General features: G+C 58.8%; 19 protein-coding genes. 5 read left to right on the forward strand and 14 right to left on the reverse strand.

Translation table 11 applies throughout. The annotated features are described in order from the left end of the window. Positions 1–75: 75 nt before the first annotated feature. From GOW60_RS06025 to GOW60_RS06055, 7 genes are all read right to left on the reverse strand, one after another. Positions 76–672 (reverse strand): YceI family protein, encoded by a 597-nt coding sequence (locus GOW60_RS06025; RefSeq protein ID WP_171228591.1) that lies wholly within the window; start codon positions 670–672, stop codon positions 76–78. Beyond that, positions 669–1,883 carry a CynX/NimT family MFS transporter gene (locus tag GOW60_RS06030; RefSeq protein WP_171228592.1) on the reverse strand — a complete coding sequence of 405 codons (1,215 nt, stop codon included), beginning with the start codon at positions 1,881–1,883 and terminating at the stop codon, positions 669–671. Before GOW60_RS06030 ends, GOW60_RS06025 begins: the two co-directional genes overlap by 4 nt. Positions 1,884–1,945: 62 nt before the next feature. After that, a complete protein-coding gene (locus GOW60_RS06035) occupies positions 1,946–2,566 on the reverse strand; it encodes an ImuA family protein (protein ID WP_171228593.1) in 621 nt (206 codons plus the stop codon). 48 nt (positions 2,567–2,614) lie between these two features. After that, positions 2,615–3,196, reverse strand: coding sequence for a TIGR02281 family clan AA aspartic protease (locus GOW60_RS06040; protein WP_171228594.1), 582 nt, complete (start codon positions 3,194–3,196; stop codon positions 2,615–2,617). Positions 3,197–3,238: 42 nt separating this feature from the next. Then, entirely contained in the window at positions 3,239–3,856 is a 618-nt protein-coding gene (locus GOW60_RS06045; protein ID WP_152457746.1) for a MarC family protein, read from the reverse strand. Between the two features lie 2 nt (positions 3,857–3,858). Then, positions 3,859–4,248 (reverse strand): ACT domain-containing protein, encoded by a 390-nt coding sequence (locus GOW60_RS06050; RefSeq protein WP_171228595.1) that lies wholly within the window; start codon positions 4,246–4,248, stop codon positions 3,859–3,861. Then, the gene (locus GOW60_RS06055) at positions 4,245–6,095 is read right to left on the reverse strand and encodes an ABC-F family ATP-binding cassette domain-containing protein (RefSeq protein ID WP_171228596.1); all 1,851 of its coding nucleotides are present in this window, start codon (positions 6,093–6,095) and stop codon (positions 4,245–4,247) included. The genes GOW60_RS06050 and GOW60_RS06055 overlap by 4 nt, the downstream gene beginning before the upstream one ends. Positions 6,096–6,201: 106 nt before the next feature. Here GOW60_RS06055 and GOW60_RS06060 point away from each other — a divergent pair, with 106 nt between their 5' ends. Both GOW60_RS06060 and ndk read left to right on the forward strand, forming a co-directional pair. Continuing rightward, entirely contained in the window at positions 6,202–7,404 is a 1,203-nt protein-coding gene (locus tag GOW60_RS06060; protein ID WP_171228882.1) for a multidrug effflux MFS transporter, read from the forward strand. A gap of 114 nt (positions 7,405–7,518) precedes the next feature. Continuing rightward, entirely contained in the window at positions 7,519–7,941 is a 423-nt protein-coding gene (gene ndk, locus GOW60_RS06065) for a nucleoside-diphosphate kinase (RefSeq protein WP_068334875.1), read from the forward strand. Positions 7,942–7,995: 54 nt separating this feature from the next. Here ndk and GOW60_RS06070 read toward each other — a convergent pair whose 3' ends face one another. Continuing rightward, positions 7,996–8,343, reverse strand: a complete 348-nt coding sequence (locus GOW60_RS06070) for a TfoX/Sxy family protein (protein ID WP_171168488.1) — start codon at positions 8,341–8,343, stop codon at positions 7,996–7,998. Positions 8,344–8,648: 305 nt separating this feature from the next. Here GOW60_RS06070 and GOW60_RS06075 point away from each other — a divergent pair, with 305 nt between their 5' ends. The 3 genes from GOW60_RS06075 to GOW60_RS06085 are packed head-to-tail and all read left to right on the forward strand — an operon-like array spanning position 8,649 to position 11,392. Further along, entirely contained in the window at positions 8,649–10,169 is a 1,521-nt protein-coding gene (locus GOW60_RS06075; protein ID WP_171228597.1) for a CHAD domain-containing protein, read from the forward strand. A 3-nt stretch (positions 10,170–10,172) separates the two neighbouring features. Beyond that, complete coding sequence (locus GOW60_RS06080; RefSeq protein WP_152457751.1) at positions 10,173–10,928, forward strand: ParA family protein; 756 nt, start codon at positions 10,173–10,175, stop codon at positions 10,926–10,928. Then, a complete protein-coding gene (locus tag GOW60_RS06085) occupies positions 10,925–11,392 on the forward strand; it encodes a CYTH domain-containing protein (protein WP_171228598.1) in 468 nt (155 codons plus the stop codon). Before GOW60_RS06080 ends, GOW60_RS06085 begins: the two co-directional genes overlap by 4 nt. Here GOW60_RS06085 and GOW60_RS06090 read toward each other — a convergent pair. From GOW60_RS06090 to GOW60_RS06115, 6 genes are all read right to left on the reverse strand, one after another. Beyond that, positions 11,389–12,759, reverse strand: a complete 1,371-nt coding sequence (locus tag GOW60_RS06090) for an ATP-binding protein (protein WP_171116302.1) — start codon at positions 12,757–12,759, stop codon at positions 11,389–11,391. The genes GOW60_RS06085 and GOW60_RS06090 overlap by 4 nt on opposite strands. Next, positions 12,752–13,432, reverse strand: a complete 681-nt coding sequence (locus tag GOW60_RS06095; protein ID WP_152457754.1) for a response regulator transcription factor — start codon at positions 13,430–13,432, stop codon at positions 12,752–12,754. Before GOW60_RS06095 ends, GOW60_RS06090 begins: the two co-directional genes overlap by 8 nt. 180 nt (positions 13,433–13,612) lie before the next feature. Continuing rightward, on the reverse strand, positions 13,613–15,049 hold the full coding sequence (locus GOW60_RS06100) for a DegQ family serine endoprotease (protein WP_171228599.1): 1,437 nt from the start codon (positions 15,047–15,049) through the stop codon (positions 13,613–13,615). A 750-nt stretch (positions 15,050–15,799) separates the two neighbouring features. Continuing rightward, entirely contained in the window at positions 15,800–16,399 is a 600-nt protein-coding gene (locus GOW60_RS06105) for an NTP transferase domain-containing protein (protein ID WP_171228600.1), read from the reverse strand. 31 nt (positions 16,400–16,430) lie between these two features. Then, positions 16,431–18,848: an FAD-dependent oxidoreductase gene (locus GOW60_RS06110; protein WP_171228601.1), complete on the reverse strand. Its 2,418-nt coding sequence runs from the start codon at positions 18,846–18,848 to the stop codon at positions 16,431–16,433. A 415-nt stretch (positions 18,849–19,263) separates the two neighbouring features. Next, positions 19,264–20,571: an HlyC/CorC family transporter gene (locus GOW60_RS06115; RefSeq protein ID WP_171228602.1), complete on the reverse strand. Its 1,308-nt coding sequence runs from the start codon at positions 20,569–20,571 to the stop codon at positions 19,264–19,266. Between the last annotated feature and the right edge of the window lie 53 nt (positions 20,572–20,624).

Raw genomic sequence — 20,624 nt, forward strand, 5'->3', positions numbered from 1 at the left:
TCTCAGATTGGCAGGGTCGCCGCACAATGCGCGCATCAATTCGACTTTAGCGAGTCGTTTTTTGCCGTTCGGCGATCAGGTCGCGCGTATGATCTCGGCGCGGATGTCCAGGCTGACGGTGTCGTCAACTAGGTCAGGATAGCCCGAAGCTCCGAAGTCGTGCCGGTTCAGGGCACCCTTCAGGCCAATGGTTAGACGGCTCAGATCGTTCACTGCACTTCCTGCCTGCCGGTACAGATTGGCCTCCAACGTGATCGGGCGGGTCACGCCGCGGACCGTCAGATCACCCGTGATCCGAGCGCCATCTGATATCCGCCCTTCCGCGCCCAGTTGTATGTCCGTTGACACAAACCGGATCGTTGGGTGCTGCTTCGCGTCCAAAACGCTGGGGCTGAGCATGGGCATACGGGCAAAGGGCAGCCGTGTTCTGGCTTTGCTGACGTCCAGTGTCACCGTGACCTGGCTGTTCTGCAGCCGACCTGTGTCAATCTGAACATCGGCGGTACGTATCGGCATCGTCCCTGACTGTGTCACCCCCGCAAGATCAAACGTGAACCCGACCCGGGTGCCTTCATCCGACAGGATGTATGGGCGCAATGCGGCTTGTGCCGCCCGGGTCAGGGGCAGGGTTGCCAGCCCGGCAAGCAGGCTGCGGCGGGTCGGAAGGGTCATGCCATGACGCCTTCCCGCATGGGGCGGGATCTTCTGAGCAGCATCAGAACGATTGCAATGTTCAGACCATTCCAAAGGATGCCATTCACGAACGCCAATTGGTAGCTTCCGGTGAGGTCGTATATCCACCCTGACATCCAGCCACCGAGCGCCATGCCAAGAATGGTCATCATCATGACGAACCCGACGCGCGCACCAGCTTCTTGCGGCGGCATGTATTCGCGGACAATCAACGCATAGCTGGGCACGATGCCGCCCTGTGCCAGACCAAAGAGCAGGCTGATGGCGTAAAGCGACACCATTCCATCGTAGGGCAGGAACAGGAACAATGCGATACATTGCAGAAGCGAACCGATCAAAAGCGTCAGGACCCCGCCAAGCCGATCTGCCAACAAACCCGAGATGATCCGGCTGACAACACCACCCAATAACATCAGTGACAGCATCTCGGCCCCGACCGCGGGCCCATATCCCAGCCCGACGCAATAGGAGACGATATGAACCTGTGGCATCGACATGGCGACACAACAACCGATCCCGGCCAAGCCCAGAATATATTGCAGCGCGCGCGGTGATACACCGACACTTCGTGCATTGATTTGGGCGGATGCTGCGGCGGTGCTGTGTGCCTCGACCGGAACCCTGCGGCGTAGCAGCAGCGACAGGGGAATGACGACGACAAGCGTCAGCACGGCGAGCGTCAGATAGACCTGTTGCCATCCATCCCGCGCCAGAATTCCGGACAGCATGGTGGGCCAGATGGCGCCGGACAGGTAATTCCCACTGGCGACTAACGCGACGGCAATGCCGCGCCGTTTCATGAACCAATGTGAGATATCTGCGATCAGCGGGCCAAACCCAATCGATGTGCCCAGCCCCAGCAGGAGATGCGCCGCGGATAGCAACATTATGCTTGGTGCCAGCGTTGCCAGCACATAGCTCAGTGCACTCAAGACGGCTGCTCCGATCAGGGCGCTGGTGACGCCCAGCCGGTCCACTACCTGCCCCAGCCACATGTTGCCCAGGGCAAAACCGATCATCGCCAGAGTGTACGGCATCGAGGCTTCGGCACGACCGGCCCCAAATTCGGCTTCAACTGCGGGCATGACCACGATCACTGCCCACATGCCCACATTCGCCACTGTTGCGATGGCGAGCGTGATCAGAAGGCGAAGCCAGGAATAGCGGCTGTCATGGATCGGATGGCTCATGTGGTGACGCTAGGGCGCGGCCCGCGTTTTGACCAGTCACATCTTGCGTGATCCGTGTGGCTTTATGCCGGTGTGTCTTCGGTTTCGATCCGTTCCAGATGCAACCCGGCACGGGCGGCGGTCATGGTGGCCTGCCATGTGACCGGGGGCAGGGCACGGGCGCGGCGGCGTGTCAGAGCCCAGATCCGAGCCTCATCCCGATGGGTGGCCGCCATGTGCCAGCGCGTTTCAACCCCTTGCGCGCCGCCATCTCCGGGTGTCAGCAGCAAACCAAGCGGAGCCCGCCCCATCGCACCCCCCTGTTCGGCAGCCAGATGCATCCGGCGTATCGGCGTGAGCCCCGGTGCGCCGGGCAGGTCGCCGATGATCAGCGGAATGGCCCCGCTGCGCAGCGCCTCCTCCAGGCACCACAGCAGATCTTCGGCACGGGTGGGATGAACAAAAATGAACCGGGCCGGATCGGCAAAGGCCATCATCCCATCGGGGTTCAGCTGGCCGGGTTCCCAGGCGGGGGAAATCCACAAGACCGGCCCTTGCGTCTGACCGGCCAGCCACATGGCAAAGCTGCGCCGGGCGGGGCCGCATGCTTCGTGCACGCGGCCCAGTTCCAGGGTGATCTGCGGATGGAGCTTTACCCCCGGCGCCTGACGCGCAGTTTTGTGGCCAAGAAGTTGAGTGGACATGCCGGAATGCTAGCATGTTCCACTTTTGTTCTCAAGTAGTCAGGGCCGTCAACGAGACAGGATCAACTTGCCATTTGCAAATTGGACGCTCGAGAAACGATGCAGATATTCCATCCCCAAAAGCGACTTGTCCAGCTCGCCCTCATTGACCCAGGCCGATACGTTCTGGTCGGTAATGGGGCCTGCGGTCAGGGTGTCAAGCCGCACCGGCGCCGTGCGCACCTCGCCGTTGGCGGTCAGGGCGCGGCCGAAATAGTTCAGTTGATCGGGATCGATGCCTACACGTTCTGCGTCCCGGGCGCTGAGAACGATCTGGCTGGCGCCGGTGTCGACAAGAAAGTTGATCGGCTCACCATTCACCAAAACCGGAAGGTAATAATGACCATCATAGGCACGAGGCACCTCGATCACGTTGCCGGTGACGGTCATCTGCGGGGCAGGGCCAACCGAAGACCGGATGTCTTCCCACAGGCCGATGACGGCGATGACGCCAACAAAAATGAACACCCAGGCCATCACCTGCTGCAACGTCTTGTTCAGGGACTGGCGGTTTTGCGAAACGAACCAGAACGCGACGGCCAGCCCAAGCACGACCAGATAGACCAGTTGTCCGATATCGACGCTGTCCACAGGGTTCACCCCACTCAAATTGCACGTCACATATATGGGGGTTTAAGACGCAAAACCAAAGGCCTTGAGGCCATCGAGAATGAACTGCACCGACAAGGCCGCAAGCAACATCCCCAGCAGCCGGGTCAACACGTTCAGCCCGGTTTTGCCCAAAACCCGCGCGACCGCGCCAGAGGTCAGATACATCACGAAGACCATTGCCAGCACAACCAGCATCACACCGATGACAATAGCAAGGCCCTGAATGCCCGGCTGCTGGCCCGCAAGCAGAATCATCGTTGCAATCGATCCGGGGCCTGCAATCAGCGGGATGCCCAGGGGAAAGACGGACGGGTCCGGGTGTTCCTCTTCCTCGGCGCTGCTTTCGCGTCGCTTGGTGCGGCGTTCAAACAGCATATCCAGCGCGGTAAGGAACAGCAGGACACCTCCTGCAACGCGGAACGCTTCCATCGAGATGCCAACAAACCCCAGAAGGGCTTCGCCAAAGGCGGCAAACAGGGCCAGGATGAAGCCCGCCGTCAGGCAGGCCCGAATGGCAATGGACCGGCGCGTGTGCCAGTCCATACCCTGTGTCAGCGCCACGAAGATCGGCGTTTGCGCGGGCGGATCAAGGACCACGAAAAGCGTTGTGAACGCGGTAATCAGAAATGCACTGTCCATTGTTATCTGCTGCTCCGTTGCAGGTCTTGCAGGATACGCAGGGCATCCTGCGAACAACCCGATGGGACATAGACGTGATCGTGGTGATACCCCGCGACCATGTTCGCGGGAATGCCGGCCCGTGCCAGCGCGCTGGAAACGGCGGCGGTCAAACCAACACCTTCCAGCGAGGAATGAACCTGCAACGTGATGCACCGCATCGCGACGGCATCTTTCGGTGCCGCAGCGATCGGGACGACAAGTGACAGCCCTTCGGCCTCGGCGCAGCTGGCCCGCGTGCCCTGTGGCCAGGGTTTGTCTTCAGGCCAAACGACAAAGGCAAATTCACCGGGCTGCAAGTCGGGATGCATACCCGCGATCATGGCGTCGGTATCCTTGATGGGCGTGCTCATGCGGTTTCTGCCTGCTCAAGCCGTTCGGCGGCCGCGACCCACAATGCCTCGGCTTTTTGCATGGCCTCGGTGACTTCGGTGAACTTGCGGTTCCAGGTTTCCAGGTCGTTGATCCTGTCGTCCTCGTACAGCGCCGGATCGGCCAGTTTGGTCGAAAGCTTGTCATGCATTTCCGTCAGCTTTTCGATCCGGTCCTCGCATTTGCGCAGATCCGCACGCAAGGCCAGTATCGTCTCGCGCGGGGGGCGTTTCGATTTGACAGCCCGGGGCTTTTCCCTGACGGGTCTGTCGCGCGCCAGCAGCAGGGACCGATAGGCTTCAAGGTCGCCGTCGAAAGGTTTGACACTACCGTCCGAAACCAGCCAGAGTCGATCCGCGACAAGGCTCAGCAAGTGCATGTCGTGACTGACCAGAACCACCGCGCCGGAATAAGCCGTCAGCGCCTCGACCAGCGCCTCGCGGCTTTCGATGTCAAGGTGGTTGGTCGGCTCGTCAAGGATCAGCATATGGGGCGCGTCGATCGTGGCGAGCAGCAGTGATAGCCGCGCTTTCTGTCCGCCCGACAGGCGCCCGACCTCGGTTTCCGCCTGATCCGCATTCAGCCCGAACCCGGCCAGTCGGGATCGCCACTTGCCCGGCGCTTCGTCAGGGCGCAGACGGCGCAGGTGGTCCAGCGGCGTTTCGTCCACGTAAAGCTCATCCACCTGATGCTGAGCGAAATACCCGATGCGCAGCTTGTTGCTTCGGGTCATCTTGCCCGCCATGAGGGGCAGCCGGTCCGACAGTAGCTTGGACAAGGTCGACTTGCCCTGTCCGTTCTTGCCCAACAGCGCGATACGGTCATCCTGATCGATACGCAGGTTCAGGCGGCGCAACACTTCGGTTTCGCCATAGCCGGTGACGCCGCCTTCGATCTGGATGATCGGTGGCGACAGTTCCTCGGGTTCCGGAAAGCTGAAGGCGCGCAGGGCGGCCTCTTGCGGGGTCGAGACCAGTTGGATGCGTTCGATCATCTTCAGGCGCGACTGGGCCTGAACGGCCTTCGACGCCTTGTAGCGGAACCGATCAACAAAGCTTTGCAGATGTGCGATGCGGGCCTTGGCCTTGGCGTTTTCCGATTCCGCCTGTGCCAGCCGTTCCGCACGGCGTTCCGCGAACTTATCGTAGGGCACGGCGTAATAGGTCAGCTTGCGGTCTTCCAGATGCAGGATCGACCCCACGGCGCGGTTCAGAAGGCCGCGGTCGTGGCTGATGATGATCACAGTGTGCGGATATTTGGCCAAATAGCTTTCCAGCCACAGCGCGCCTTCGAGGTCCAGATAGTTGGTCGGTTCGTCCAGCAGCAGCAGATCGGGCTGAGAAAACAGCACCGCCGCCAGCGCAACGCGCATCCGCCAGCCGCCCGAGAAATCCGAACAGGGGCGCTGCTGGTCTTCGTCGTCAAAGCCCAACCCCTTGAGGATCGAAGCTGCGCGGGCCTCGGCGGACCAGGCGTCGATATCGGCCAGACGTGTCTGAATTTCAGCGATGCGTATCGGGTCTTGGGCGCTTTCGGCCTCGGCCATCAACGCACTGCGTTCGGTATCGGCGGCCAGAACCGTATTGATCAGCGAGACGTCAGAGGAGGGCACCTCTTGCGCCACGCCACCGATCCGAGCGCGTTTCGGGACCGAGATATTTCCCGATTCCAAAGCCAACTCGCCCCGGATCAGGCGGAACAGCGTGGTTTTTCCGGTTCCGTTCCGACCGACAAGGCCAACCTTGTGACCATCGGGAATCGTCGCGGTTGCGCCGTCAAACAACGGGCGACCTTCAACGGCATAAGTGATGTCTTCGATCCGTAACATGGGGCGCTCTTAGCAGAGCTGTGTTGCCACCGCCAGCGGCTCGGCATGTTCAATCTTTAAGCAATGTGATAGCGCTGTGTCGTTTGCTATTCGGAACGGTTTTCACATGCGCGCGGCCCGGACACCTCCGCACTTGGTCACTCTGATTTTTGCCACGGCACTGTCGGTTTTGTCACTGAACATGTTCCTGCCGTCTTTGGCCCACATGAGTACGGATTTCGGTGTGGATTATGGCTTGGTTAACCTGTCGGTTGCCGGGTATCTGGCGGTCTCAGCCGTGTTGCAGCTGATCATGGGTCCGCTTTCCGATCGTTACGGGCGCAGACCGATACTTTTGATGTGCATCACCATCTTCGTCATCGCCTCAATCGGATGCTCTCTGGCCGAGGCCATTTGGACGTTCCTGGGCTTTCGTCTTTTGCAGGCCGCGGTGGTGGCTGGGTCAGTTCTTTCCAGCGCATCGATCAGAGATCGGTATCCGCCGAACGAGGCTGCAAGCAAACTGGGGTATGTGGCGATGGCCATGGCTTTGGCGCCAATGCTTGGCCCGATGCTGGGTGGGACGCTCGACATGCTCTTTGGCTGGCGCTCGGGGTTTGTTCTTTACACTGTGCTGGGGGCAGGGCTGCTGGTTTTGCTTTGGTTCGACATGGGCGAGACCAATACAAACCGCTCTTCAACTTTTACAGCCCAATTGCGCGAGTATCCGGATCTGTTTCGCGCCCGCCGATTCTGGGGCTATGCCTTATGCGCATCGTTTTCGATTGGTGGGTTCTACAGCTTCATCACCGGCGCGCCATTGGTGGCCGCCGCATGGTTTGATCTGAGCCCTGCCATGTTGGGACTTGGGATTGGTATCATAACAGGCGGATTCATGGTCGGTAACTTCGTTACTGGTCGGATCGCGGCACGGACACGTCTGACCACAATGATCCTGATCGGCCGCGTTGTGGCTTCGACCGGGCCATTCTGCGGATTGCTTCTGTTCATCGCCGGGCTTGGGTCAGTCTGGGTATTCTTCGGTTCGGCCATCTGCGTTGGGTTCGGCAATGGACTGACCAATGCAAACGCTTCGGCAGGGGTCATGTCCGTGCGACCCAAACTGGCAGGCAGCGCGGCAGGGTTGTCCGGGGCGATGGTGGTCGGGCTTGGCGCGATCCTGACCTCGATGACGGGTGCGTTTGTCAGCCCTGAAAACGGGCCGTTTCTGGTTCTGGGCATGATGTGGGCCAGCAGCTTTGCAGGTTTGCTTGCAGTGCTTTACGTTCGGCGTCTGGACCGGGTAGACCCTTTGCCGGATACATTCTGAGCGCCAAAGCGGCAGGCAAACCATCATAACACTTTTCATGAGCGAAAGACCGTGGTACGCGGCGCGCGATGGATTTCGGCGCGGACCCGCGCCACATTGTAAGGAGAGGCCGACATGGCACTGGAACGTACATTCTCGATCATCAAACCCGACGCAACGCGCCGCAACCTGACTGGCAAGATCAACGCCAAGTTCGAAGAAGCCGGGCTGCGTATCGTTGCGCAGAAGCGCATCCACATGACCAAGGAACAAGCCGGCAAGTTCTACGAAGTACATGCCGAGCGTCCGTTCTATGACGAACTGTGCGAATTCATGTCGTCGGCTCCGGTCGTTGTTCAGGTTCTGGAAGGCGAAGGTGCCATTGCGAAGAACCGTGAAGTCATGGGTGCAACCAACCCGGCGGACGCAGCACCGGGCACCATCCGCGCGGAATTTGCTGAATCGGTTGGCGAAAACTCGGTCCATGGTTCGGATGCACCGGAAACAGCGGCTGTTGAGATCGCATATTTCTTCTCGGGCATCGAACTGGTCGGCTAAGCCGGTTTTTTGCCGAAAGATCGGGCCGCTCCGCCAAGAGCGGCCTTTTTTTGTTCAGACCTGCTTTAGATCTTTGGGTTCAACCCGAACCCCGACGGCATCCAGATCGGCAACCATCCGGTTTTCCGGCGCGGCGCTGTTGCCGGCCTTGATCGCGTCGAAACGTTGTCGCAGCTTCTTTTTCTCTTCACCCTTGCAATCATTCCAGGGGCGTCCCTGAAGCCCCATCACCAAAACATAGTAGCCGATGAAATGTGCTTTGGTACCAGCCCGCAAAAGCCGGGCATAGGCTTCATCCGGTCCCAGCTGTCGCAGTTCATCAGCCGAGTGGATGCCGGCGCGCGCGCAGGCCTGCTCGAAAGCCGGGCCAAGGTTGCGGATCGAAGAAACTGGATCGCTCATGAGCCTGTCTTAATTGCACCTCTGGGGTCTGTCACCCATGTTTGCGCGTTGGCGAAACATAATGTCTTGCTGTCTTCTGGTGTTTCCGCTCTCATGAAGTCATGCTGCCTCGGCGGTCCGGGTTTCAAAAGCCAACAGATACCAAACGCGGGTCGGTCCAGGGCCAGACAAACTGCTGACCAAGGTAAAAGCCGAATACGCTGAACGTGATGAAGGATCAGAACCGTCGAAGAAGGAACCAGCGTGCAGAAGATCGTTGAGACAAATGTCATTGAACACCTGAAAACGCCCCGGATTGGTGGATCATGACCGAACCTTCAGGTGTTCAGTGCATTCTGTCCCGATCCATTGACAAAGCGCATGTTGAAAAGCTCATTCCCGGGTTCACGATCAGGATCGACCCACCAACGGAATCGAGATCTTTCGTGCTTTTGGATTGCCACGATCAATCGTTGCGGAATTCAGGTCGTGTTCTGGTTGAGGTCGCAGAAACACTGTGGCTTTTCCAGAATGGCCGTGCGCCGCTGTCTCAACGCGGCAAGGGGCAGGGGCGGTTTGTTCAAGACCTGCCGCAGGGTCCGGTGACAGGGGCTTTGAAGGGTTTCCCCAAACTGCGTGCGCTGATGCAGATCGGAACCGGAGAGATTCAGACGAAACCCCTCGTCGTACTGGATGAGCTGGAGAAAACACTGGTCAGGGGAACGGTTTGGTGCCTGTCTTCGCAGACGGGTCAGGCAGCAATCGTTCAGCTTCAGCGGCTGCGGGGGTATGAGAAAGAATTTCAAAAAGTGAACACCGCGATTTCCGCCTTGTCCGGGGGCGGGCCGGGTGTCGAAGCGCTTTGTGCCGGACTTTTCCCGGGCATGGCCGCCTATCGCGCCAAGCCAGAGATCAAGTTGGGAAAAGCTGAGCCATCTATTCAGGTCGCGGCAGATATCATTCAAACATATCTGCAAGTTGCCCGGCAAAACGAATATGGGGTGATAGCCGATATCGACACAGAGTTTCTGCATGATTACCGGGTGTCATTGCGAAAGGTCCGATCCGTGATCAGCCTGTTCAAAGGCGTATTTTCCGACGCGCAGACAGTGCAATTGAAGCGTGTCTTTTCCGATCTCATGGCCGCCACCGGGCGTATGCGTGATCTGGATGTCTACCTTCTGGAAAAAGATAAATACTTCAGTCTGGTACCGCCCAGTCTTCACGCGGGCCTGCAAGAGATGTTCGACCTTTTCGAGAAGGAGCGCGCCAAGGAACTGTCACGCTTGTCCCGCCGGTTGCGCAGTGACGAATACAACGCCCGTATGTCCGATCTGACGGCGATGTTCAACGGAACGGATCACCTTACGCCCGGATCTAACGCGAAACGGGCAGCACATGAATACGCGTGCGCATTGATCTGGAAACGGTACCGCAAGGTCTGCAAAATCGCACGCGGTATCACCGACGAAACTCCGGACGAAACCGTGCATGACCTTCGTATTGATTGCAAGAAACTGCGCTATCTGATGGAGATATTTGGGCCTCTGTTCGATGAAAAGAGCTTCAAGACAATCATCAAGCCGTTGAAAAAGCTACAGGACAATCTGGGCGTGTTCAACGACTGCGCTGTCCAGCAAGAGTCCTTGACGGCCTTTGTCGCGCAGCACAGCGACACGCGGGGCCATGTGGATGCGCGGATGGGCTTGGCCGTTGGGGGATTGATTGCGGTTCTGGATCAGCGCCAAAAGGCCGAGCGGAGCCGCGTGATTGCCAGCTTTCAGAAGTTTGACGGTCCAGATACCCGGCACCTGTTTCAGAACTTGTTTCACCGACAAAAGGAGTGAGGAATGAAGATCATTGCCTGTTACAGCAACAAGGGCGGTGTTGGCAAAACCGCCACTTCGGTGAACCTGGCTTACTCCTATGCGCAGGCGGGGCAACAGGTGCTGTTGTGTGATCTCGACCCCCAAGGCGCTTCAGGGTTCTACTTTCGGGTGAAGCCATCAAAAAAACTGAAGGATGCGCGGTTTTTCGAGGATGTGGGGCGGTTTATCAAGGCGATCCGGGCCAGTGATTTCGAAGGGCTGGACGTGCTGCCGGCGAACCTGACCTTTCGCGACTTCGACGTGTTCCTGTCGCGGATGCGGAACAAACGCTCGCGGCTGAAAAAAGCTTTGATGGCCGCGGGCAGCGACTATGACGTGATCATTCTGGATTGCCCGCCCAACTTTTCAACTTTGTCCGAGAATGTCTTCAAAGCTGCCGATGAAATCGTCGTGCCGGTCATGCCGACAACCCTGTCCGAGCGGAGTTTCGATCAGTTGGTAAGTTTTTTTGAACAACGCAAGCTGCGCAAGAAAAAGCTGCGCGCCTTTTTTTCGATGGTGCAACACCGGAAGGTTTTGCATCAGGAAACCATGAAGGCGATGCGCAAGCTGTATCCGAAACGTTTTTTGCAGGCGGTGGTTCCTTTCGCTGCTGATATTGAAAAGATGGGTCAGTATCGTGCCCCGGTCTGTACCTATGCCGGGCGCAGTGCGGCCTGTGCGTCTTACAGGGCGCTGTTTGAAGAGCTGGAAAACGGAGTGATTTCGAACCAATGAGCAAGGAAATCGAGCGCAAGTTTCTGGTTTCAAGCCTGCCGGACCTGAGCAAAGCGAAAAAAGCCGTCGTAAGGCAGGGTTATCTGACGGCCCCCGACGATTCCACCGAGCTTCGGCTGAGGCAAAAGAACGATGCGTATTTCCTGACCTTGAAAGGGGTTGGCGGCCTGGTCCGGGTAGAACGAGAGGCAGAGATCACCGCGGATCAGTTCGAAACCTTCTGGCCGGAAACCGAAGGGCGCAGGGTTGAAAAAGAGCGCTACACCGGACATTTGCCGGATGGTTTGCTGTTCGAGCTGGACGTCTTTTCAGGCGATCTGGCGCCGCTGCGCCTGGTCGAGGTAGAGTTCACTTCGGAGGAGCAGGCCAAAGGATACGTGCCACCGGATTGGTTCGGTGCGGATGTCACCGCCGACAGGCGTTACAAGAACAAGACCATGGCGATACACGGTGTTCCGGATTAACGCAGTTGTGCCAGATTGATCGTGGTTTCCAGCCCGGGGTCGCAGTTGCGGGCGGCGAATTTTCCACCGTGCATATGTGAGATTGCGGCCACCAGAGCCAGGCCCAAACCCGCATTCCGCTCCGTCCGCGCGGGGTCAAGTGTCACGAAGGGAAGCTGAAGGCGATCCAATTCTTCGGGCGGTACGCCGGGGCCACGATCCCTGACGCTCAGTTGGGTGAAACCGTCGCGAGTACCGATCGAGATCGTGATTGCAGTATGTTCTGGCGCGTAACGCATTGCGTTTTCCAACAGATTGGAAAGAGCTTGCGACAGAAGCGGCCGGTGCCCCTGAATGGCCGGGGCGGAACCCTTGACTTCAAGCTGCACGCCTTGATCGGCGGCGACCGGGTCATAAAGCTCGACAACATCACCAACAAGTTGCTGCAAATCGATGGTTTCGAATTGCTCGCGCCCTAGGCCGGCCTCGGCCCGAGAGATTTCGGTGAGCTGCCCCAGAACCCGCAGGACGTGATCGATTTCACCCGTCGCCCGCGCAATGTCGATCTCGCGATCCAAGTCGCTTTTGTCGGGTTCAGAGAGGGCCTCGACCCTTTGCCGCAGACGAGACAAAGGTGAGCGGAGATCATGAGCTATCGAATTGGATGTGGTCCGAAGGTTGCTTATCAACTCCTCGATCCGGTCAAGCATGTTGTTCAATGTGCCTGAAACCTGATCAAATTCGTCCCCAGTGCCGCGCAGCGGCATCCGTTTTGACAGGTCGCCTGAAACGATATTCTCGGCCGTGCTGGCGATATCCGAAAGGCGCGAAAACACCAAACGCGTGAACAACCAGCCGGTGATGACGCTCAGAACCAAAGCAATCCCAAGCGCCAACGCAACCGAGCGAAACAAAACCCTGTCGAATTGCTGGCGCGACGCTGCATCCCGTCCAACCAGCAGGCGCTCGCCGCCCGGAAGGCGGATGGATGCAGCTGAAACCGGCACAAGCTGATCATTGTCGGCCCGGCGCAATTCCAAGTCCACCCAACCGCTTCCAGCGGCAATGTTCACCGGCCAAGACTTGAGATTGCCGACAAGTTTGACCCCCAACCTGTCTGTCAAAAGATACAGCGCGTCCCGCTCGGCGGCACTTGGCAAACGGCGCTCAATTGCAGTGATCAAACCTATCAGCCCGCGCCTTTCGTATTCATCCGCAAGCCCTGTCAACTCGGCTGATACGACCGAGCGGGTTTCGGCCTCGATGCTTCGATTGGCGGTCACATAGACAATGGCGAGCACAGACGCCGTCAGAATCGTGCTCAGAAACATGCTGGTTGCAACCAGCCTTGTGCGGGAATTGTTCAGGGAAAGCCGAAGGTTATCCATCGGACATCATGTAACCCGCTCCGCGGACGGTTTCAATCAACGGCGCGTCACCGCCTTCGTCCAACTGGCGCCGCAACTTCGAAATATGCACGTCCACGACGTTGGTGTTTGGGTCAAAATGATAATCCCAAACGCCTTCAAGCAACATGGTGCGCGACACCACACGGTTTTTGCGGCGCAGGAAAAATTCGAGAATCTGAAACTCACGCGGTGTCAGAGTGATCTCGTGCCCGTCGCGTGTGACTTTGCGAGTCAACAAGTCCATCTGAAGGTCTTTGCAAGTCAATGTCGGGGTCTCTTCGGATTCCTGAGGGCGACGCAAAAGGGCTTCGATTCTGGCGTGCAACTCCTGAAACGAAAAAGGCTTGACCAGATAATCGTCAGCGCCCGAGCGCAGCCCTTTTACCCTTTCGTCCACGGCGCTCATCGCCGTCAGCATCAAAACCGGGGTTTTCAATCCGGCGGCCCGCATGGACTTGATCAGCGACAGCCCGTCTAGACCGGGCAGCATCCTGTCAAGAACAATGGCGTCAAACCCACCGTCCGTGGCATGGTACAACCCCTCACGACCGTCAGCAGCGGTTTCGACCACGTACCCCTCTTCGCCAAAACCTTTGGCGATGAAGTCCCTGGTGTCAGCATCATCTTCGACGATCAACAGACGGCGGCTCATGGTCGGGATCCTTTCTTGTGGTATTTAAACACAAATTTTAACTAAAGCATATGGTTAGAAGAAGTTCTTGCCGGGTGCTGGGCCGGCACCCGGCAAGCCCGGCGGATAGTGGACAACTCTGATCCGCCGGGTGAGGCGTGCGCCGAAAATCCCCATCAAGCGGCGCACGCATGTTCAAGGTCAGGCCAGTTCGACCGCGACAAAAATCTGGCTGCCGCCACGGTTGATCAGCACCAGGGCAGGATCGGTTTTCTCACTGTCCAGCGCAGCCTTCAGCGCATCCGGAGTGACAGTGTCCTGATTGCCGAGCTTGACGATCACATCGCCGCGCTGCAGGCCAGCCTTTGCCGCAGGGCTGTCGGGCTTCAGGTCGGTGACGACGACGCCCTCGACGGTTTCAGCAACACCGGTTTCTGCCCGAACCGCTTCGGTCAGGGGGGCCACGGTCACACCCAGAGTTGTTCCCGCAACTTCCGCCTCGACCGGTTTGTCGGCCTCGGCCGATGCGGCCTGATGCTGGCCAACCGTCAAGGTCACAGTTTCCATCTTGCCGTCACGCAAAACGGTCAGAGTGCTGTGGGTGCCGACCTTGGTCGTACCCACAAGGATGGGAAGGTCACCGCTGGACTCCACGGCATCGTCGTTGAAGGTCAGGATGACGTCTCCCTGCCTCAGGGCGCCGTCTGCCGGGCTGCCGGCAACCACGTCAGACACCAGCGCACCCGAGGAAGCCTCGATTCCCAGCGCTGCCGCAAGTTGCGGGCTAACGTTCTGGATCGACACGCCCAGCCAACCGCGGCTCACCTGTCCGTCATCCCGCAGATCGGCCGCGATGTGTTCAACGATGTTCGACGTGACAGCAAATCCAAGCCCTACAGAACCACCGCTGGGTGAATAGATGGCCGAGTTCACACCGACCACTTCGCCATCCATGTTGAACAGGGGACCGCCCGAGTTGCCCTTGTTGATCGCTGCATCTGTCTGGATGAACTCGGCATACGGACCTTCCGAGATGTTGCGGCCTTTCGCCGAAACGATGCCCGTGGTCACGGTCGAGCTGAGGCCGAAGGGGTTGCCGATGGCGACCACGTCTTCACCTACGCGGATCTCGTCACTGTCGCCAAGCTCCACGGCTTGCAGGTCAGTTCCCGCATCGATTTTCAGAACCGCGATATCCGTCAACGGGTCGGTTCCGACCACTTCGGCTTCGAAGGTACGGTCGTCGCTCAGCCTTACGATCACGGTCGAGGCATTGTCGACGACATGGTGATTGGTGACAATGTATCCGGCTTCGTCCAGAACAAATCCCGAACCCAGGCCCTGGGACGGGCCGCGTTGCGGCATGTTGAACCCTTCGGGGCCGCCGAAGCGTTTGAAGAATTCACCAAAAGGGTGTCCTTCGAAGTCAAAGTTTTGCCCCTGGGCTGGGGTCGGCGCTGTATCTTGTTCAGCGATGATGGTTACGACCGAGGGTGAAACGGTCTCAACCAGATCGGCCAATGCTTCGTCCGCCATGGACGGTATAGCCGTCGTTGCCAGTAGGGCCGCGCCAAGCGCGCTGACACCCACCCAGTTGGAAGTGCGGGGAAGTAGAAGCGAGGATTCGCGGATGCTCATTTGTGTCTCCTGATTATCGTCGCGCAGTTGCGGCTGCGCGTTGAGACAACAGATGCCTGCTCAGAATTGGCGTTTCCTGACTGATCAATTAATAAATCTTAATTTTGCCACAAAGCCGGTGTTGGGTTGCGGTCGACGTCGATCGGGATTCGCGGAATTTCACCGATCTGCACCTGAGCGAATCGGAGGATTGTTGCTAAAAATGGCGTCAAACTTTCAAAAATATTGAATTTGTTTTGTTTTGTTGACAATCATCCTTCCGAATGATGGAGAAAAAAGCTGCTCTTCCAATGGTTGTGGGTGGGTCTGTGTGAGGCATGGCTTGACACACTAAAAATCTTATTGAGTGCGGATATCGGTGAATAAGTTTGCGCTTAATCACGAATCGCTACCCCTTCCGAATTTGAAGAGTCTCCTTTAAGTTGATCCTAGTCTCGCGCGATGTTGCGTAAAAGCCATTCGTAGAAGACCCAAATTAACCATTCCTTCCAATTTTACGTTGTTTCGAGCGATCGGATAAGTGAGGATGAAGGTGCCCAAGTGAGGGGAGTCAAAAGCGCTAGGGGGCGCTGGCGGCTAACTCGATCACCAAAAGTGATAGCGGCGTGTTAACGAGGGGGTCTTGTTTAGGTTTGGCTGTTTGAGAGCCGGAGTGCTTCTGAAAGCACACTGGTCGCGCTTTGGAGATTGAGCAAAGTGGTAGTCCTGTATTGGGCACCGGCCCGGTCGATAAGACCGGGCCGTGTTTGTTCAGGGGGCATGTTTTCTCTGCCAGTCCTTCCAGTCATCCGGGGTATCCAGATCCAACAGCGCGTTTCGGCCGGGCAGGGGATGCAGATGAACATTGTCTTGATGCTTTCGCACGATCTTCTGGGCACCGTCGTCCCCCTGCAGCTGTGACAGTTGACCAAAAAGGGATCTGTCAAACACAACCGGATGGCCGGGCTTTCCATCCTCGGTCGTACCACGCCAGATCAGGTTGTCGGGATGGGATTGTCGCGCTTTCAGGATTGTTGCCAGGTCAGCTTCGGTCAGATCGGGCAGATCGGCCAGCAAAACCATCGCGGCGGGCGCATCCGGCGGCAGTTTTAGGATTGCGGCGCGCAAACTGGCGTTCATGCCTTCTGCCGCATCCCGGACCGGAACGATCTGAACATCCATGCCATCAAGCGCGCCATATCTGGGATTTGGTTCAGGGGGCAGGGCGACGATCACAGGACCCACGGCGCAGGCTGTGCGTGCCGAGCGGGCGACCAACGGAATGCCGTTGATCGGCTGCATCAGTTTGTCGATGCCGCCCATGCGGCTGGATTGACCCGCTGCCAGAAGGATAATGGGTATTTCAGTCATTTCGGTACAATGCCGTCGGCCCGAGCCCGAGTCATCCCCTCATTCGGGCGCCATCTGGGTCAAACAAGGGTGTCGAGATGACCTTTGCCTTGCGCATCTGGCCCAGTATTTCGATCTTGACTTCAAGCTCGTCTGCTGCGCGTTCGGATGGCAGAAAACCGATGGCGACGGACTTGCGGGTATAATGCGAATAACCGCCCGAGGTGCAAAAGCCCACGACAGTGCCGTCCAGCCAGATCGGTTCATAGGCGTTCACGTCGGCGTCGTCGGCATCGACCTCGAAGGCCACCAGCCTGCGCGCGGGGCCGTCGGCACGTTCCGCCTCGGCGGCGGCGCGGCCGATGAAATCGGCGCCCTTGCCAAAGGCGATGAAGCGGTCGAGCCCGGTTTCGGCGGGGGTGTAGTCGGGTGAGAACTCGCGCATCCACGAGCCGAAGAACTTGTCGAGCCGCAGGCTCATCATCGCGCGCATGCCGAAGGGGGTGATGCCGTGCGGTTGCCCGGCCTGCCACAGGCTCCACCACAGTTGGCGCTGCGCCATCGGATCGCAGTAGATCTCGAACCCCAGATCGCCGGTATAGCTGACCCGCTGCACGATGCAGTCGGTCATGCCGACGACCATCCGGCGCACGTCCATGAAACGCATGTCGCTGATATCGGCGCGCGTGCAGGCGGCCAGAACCTCGCGGGCCTTGGGGCCCGCGATCTGGAAACCGTTGCGTTTGTCGCTGATATTCTCGACGGTTACGCCGTCTTTCTGATGGTGCTGGAACCAGCGCATGTGGAAGTTCTGTGCGCCGTAGGAGGCAGTGAGCTGGAATTCCTCCTCGCCCAGGCAGGACACGGTAAAATCCCCGATCAGCTTGCCCTTGGGCGACAGCATCGGGGTCAGTGACAGGCGGCCTGGCTTGGGGATGCGTCCGGCCATGATCCGATCCAGCCAGTCGCGGGCGCGCGGACCTGTCACAAGGTATTTGCCGAAATTGTGCACCTCGTTGATGCCGACGCCACCGCGCACGGCGCGCACCTCGCGGCCCGTTGCCGCAAACGCGTCCGAGCGGCGGAAGGACGGGGTTTCATAGCCAGGTTCGCCCGCTTGCGCGAAATAGTTGGCGACCTCGAGCCCGTATTGCTGGCCCCAGACCGCGCCCAGATCGCTGAAGATGTCATACATCGGCGTGGTGCGGTTGGGCCGCGCGGCGGGCAGTTCCTCGTTGGGGTAGGCGACAGAGAAGCGTTTCTGATAGTTCTCGATCACCTTGGGGCGGGTGTATCCGGGGGTGATCCAGTCGCCGAAGCGGGCCACGTCCATGGCAAAGACGTCGCGCTCGGGCTCGCCCTCGATCATCCATTGCGCCAGCGTCAGGCCGACGCCGCCGCCCTGGCTGAACCCGGCCATCACGCCGCAGGCCGACCAGTAGTTGCTCACGCCCGGCACCGGCCCGACCAGCGGGTTGCCGTCGGGGGCAAAGGTGAAGGGGCCGTGGATCACCGATTTCACTCCGGCCTCGGCCAGAACCGGGAAGCGGCGATAGGCGAACTCGATACTGTCGGTGATCTTGTCGAAATCATCGGGCAGCAGTTCGTGCCCGAACTCCCATGGCGTGCCGTCCACGGCCCAGGGCTTGCAGGGCTGTTCGTAGAACCCGATGCACAGGCCGCGCCCTTCCTGCCGCAGATAACTTTCGCCGGCCGGGTCCATGACGTGCGGATGCTCGCCGCCCGCGTCGATGATCGCCTCGATCTGAGGGATGTTGTCGGTGACAAGGTATTGATGCTCCATCGGGTGCAGCGGGAAGTAGATACCCGCCATCGCGCCCACTTCGCGCGCCCACAGGCCGCCGGCGTTGACGATATGCTCGGCGTGGATGGTGCCCTTGTCGGCGACCACGTCCCAAGTGCCGTCGGGGCGCTGGTTGGTCTCGCGCACCATGCAGTGGGTCTCGATCGTGGCTCCGCCCATGCGCGCGGCCTTGGCATAGGCGTGGGTCGTGCCCGAGGGGTCGAGGTGCCCGTCCAGCGGATCATAGAGCGCGCCGATGATGCCGTCGGTGTTTGTGATGGGAGCGATCTTCTTGATCTCGTCGGGGCCGACGATCTCGGTCTCCAGCCCCATGAAGCGATGCTTGGCGCGTTCGGCCAGCAGCATGTCGAACCGGTCCTGGTTGTCGGCCAGCGTAATGCCGCCCACATGGTGCAGCCCGCAAGACATGCCAGTGATCTCTTCCAACTCCTTGTACAGCCGGATGGTATAGCCTTGCAGCGCGGCCATGTTGGTGTCGCCGTTGAGCGTATGAAACCCACCCGCCGCGTGCCATGTCGATCCGCTGGTCAGTTCGGACCGCTCCAGCAGCATCACGTCGGACCAGCCCAGCTTGGTCAGGTGATAGAGCACCGAACAACCGACGACGCCGCCCCCGATGACGGCAACCTGACAGGTGGTTTTCACAGTGTTCCTCCCTATGATTATGGAAAAAACTGTCGAGCCGATGGGGATATTACTCGTCTGTTAGCGACAACAAGTGTCGCATGTCATCTATTGCGCCGGCTTTGGAATTGCACAGCCTTCTCGCGCAGCCAAAGTGCGTCGATACTTGTAACCGAGGGCAAACAAACAGACGGCCTGCGCCTTGTTCAGCACGACATCGCCCGGTGGTTTTTCGGCCTTGAAGGCTGCTTTTCCACTTTACTGCACAGCTGAAACAAAGTCGGGGTGATAAAACTGGCCCATCTCGCCTAGCTCCGTGCTTGGGCCGGACTTTGCGATGATCGGAATATCCGCGCCCGGTTCAGCGCAATTGGGTCGTTCGGTTGACGACAGGCGCTTGGGCAGCGCGCGGAACATTTCAGAAAAATCGCAGGCGCTACAGGGGGCGCACTTTCAGTCCGGTGATGCGGTTGCCTTCACGCGCCGTGACCTCGAACCGGAAACCGTGGAACGAAAACACCTGACCGACGTCAGGGATCATTTGGGCCTCGTGAATCACCAGACCGGCCAGCGTGTTCGCCTCGTCATCCGGCAGAGACCAGTCCAGTGCCCTGTTGGCATCCCGGATCGTCATGGAACCTTCAACCAGATACTGGCCATCTTCGGTGCGTGTTACCGGAACCTCTTCGTCTATGTCGAACTCATCGGCAATCTCGCCCACGATTTCTTCAAGAATATCTTCAAGCGTGATCAGGCCTCGCAGTGACCCATATTCATCCACAACCAATGCAAAATGGCTGTGCATGCGCAGGAATTCCCGCATCTGGTCGTCCAGCGTCGTGGTTTCGGGCACAAAGTAAGGGTCGTTTGCCACCTTTCCGATGTCAAAGCTTGCCAAACGGTCGGTCCCGCCGTCGCTGCTGCCTGCCTGCGCATACATGGCGCGAAAGAGGTCCTTGGCGTGGACAACACCCACGATGTTTTCCGGCTCGTCCCGGAACACAGGAAGACGGGTGTGGCGGCTTTGCAGACACTGTTTCAGGATTTCCTCGGGGGCGGCATTGGCGTCGATCATCTCGATATTCGAGCGGTGCAGCATGATCTCTTCCACCGTCCGGTCGCCCAGATCCAGCGCACCCAAGATGCGGTCGCGGTCTTCCTTTTCGACCACGCCTTCGGAATGACCAAGTTGCAAGGCGCCGGCAATCTCTTCGCGTACAGCCAGAATGTTGCTGTCGGGATCGATCTGCACGCCGAACAGGCGCAACACACCGCGCACCAGCAGCCGCACCGCGGCCACAATGGGTGAAAACACCGTCACGACGACGCTGATGATCGGCGCGACAGCCGCCGCGGCCTTTTCGGAATTGGTGATGGCGTAGGTCTTGGGCAGCACTTCGGCAAAGATCAGCACCAGCAAAGTCATGACTAGGGTCGCCAACGCCACGCCGCTTTCGCCGAACAAACGGGTGAACAAGGCCGTCGCCAGCGAGGCCGCCAGGATGTTGACAAGGTTGTTGCCCAGAAGAACCGAGCCGATCAGGCGTTCATTGTCATCGGTGATTTCCAGCGCCTTTTTCGCGCCCCGTGATCCCTTGTCGGCCTGCGCCCGCAGTTTTCCGCGAGAAGAGGCTGTAAGCGCCGTTTCCGAACCCGAGAAAAAGCCGGACAAAACGAGCAACAAGAGGATCGCGCCTGACGTAAACCAGAATGCGCTGTCGATCAGAGAAGATGAGGGTTCCATTGGTCCTTGGTGGGTTAGGGTGACGCATCCGTTATGGGGATGCCGCGCTGCTG

It is taken from the genome of Ruegeria sp. HKCCA4008, assembly GCF_013033125.1.
In the GTDB taxonomy this organism is placed as follows: domain Bacteria; phylum Pseudomonadota; class Alphaproteobacteria; order Rhodobacterales; family Rhodobacteraceae; genus Ruegeria.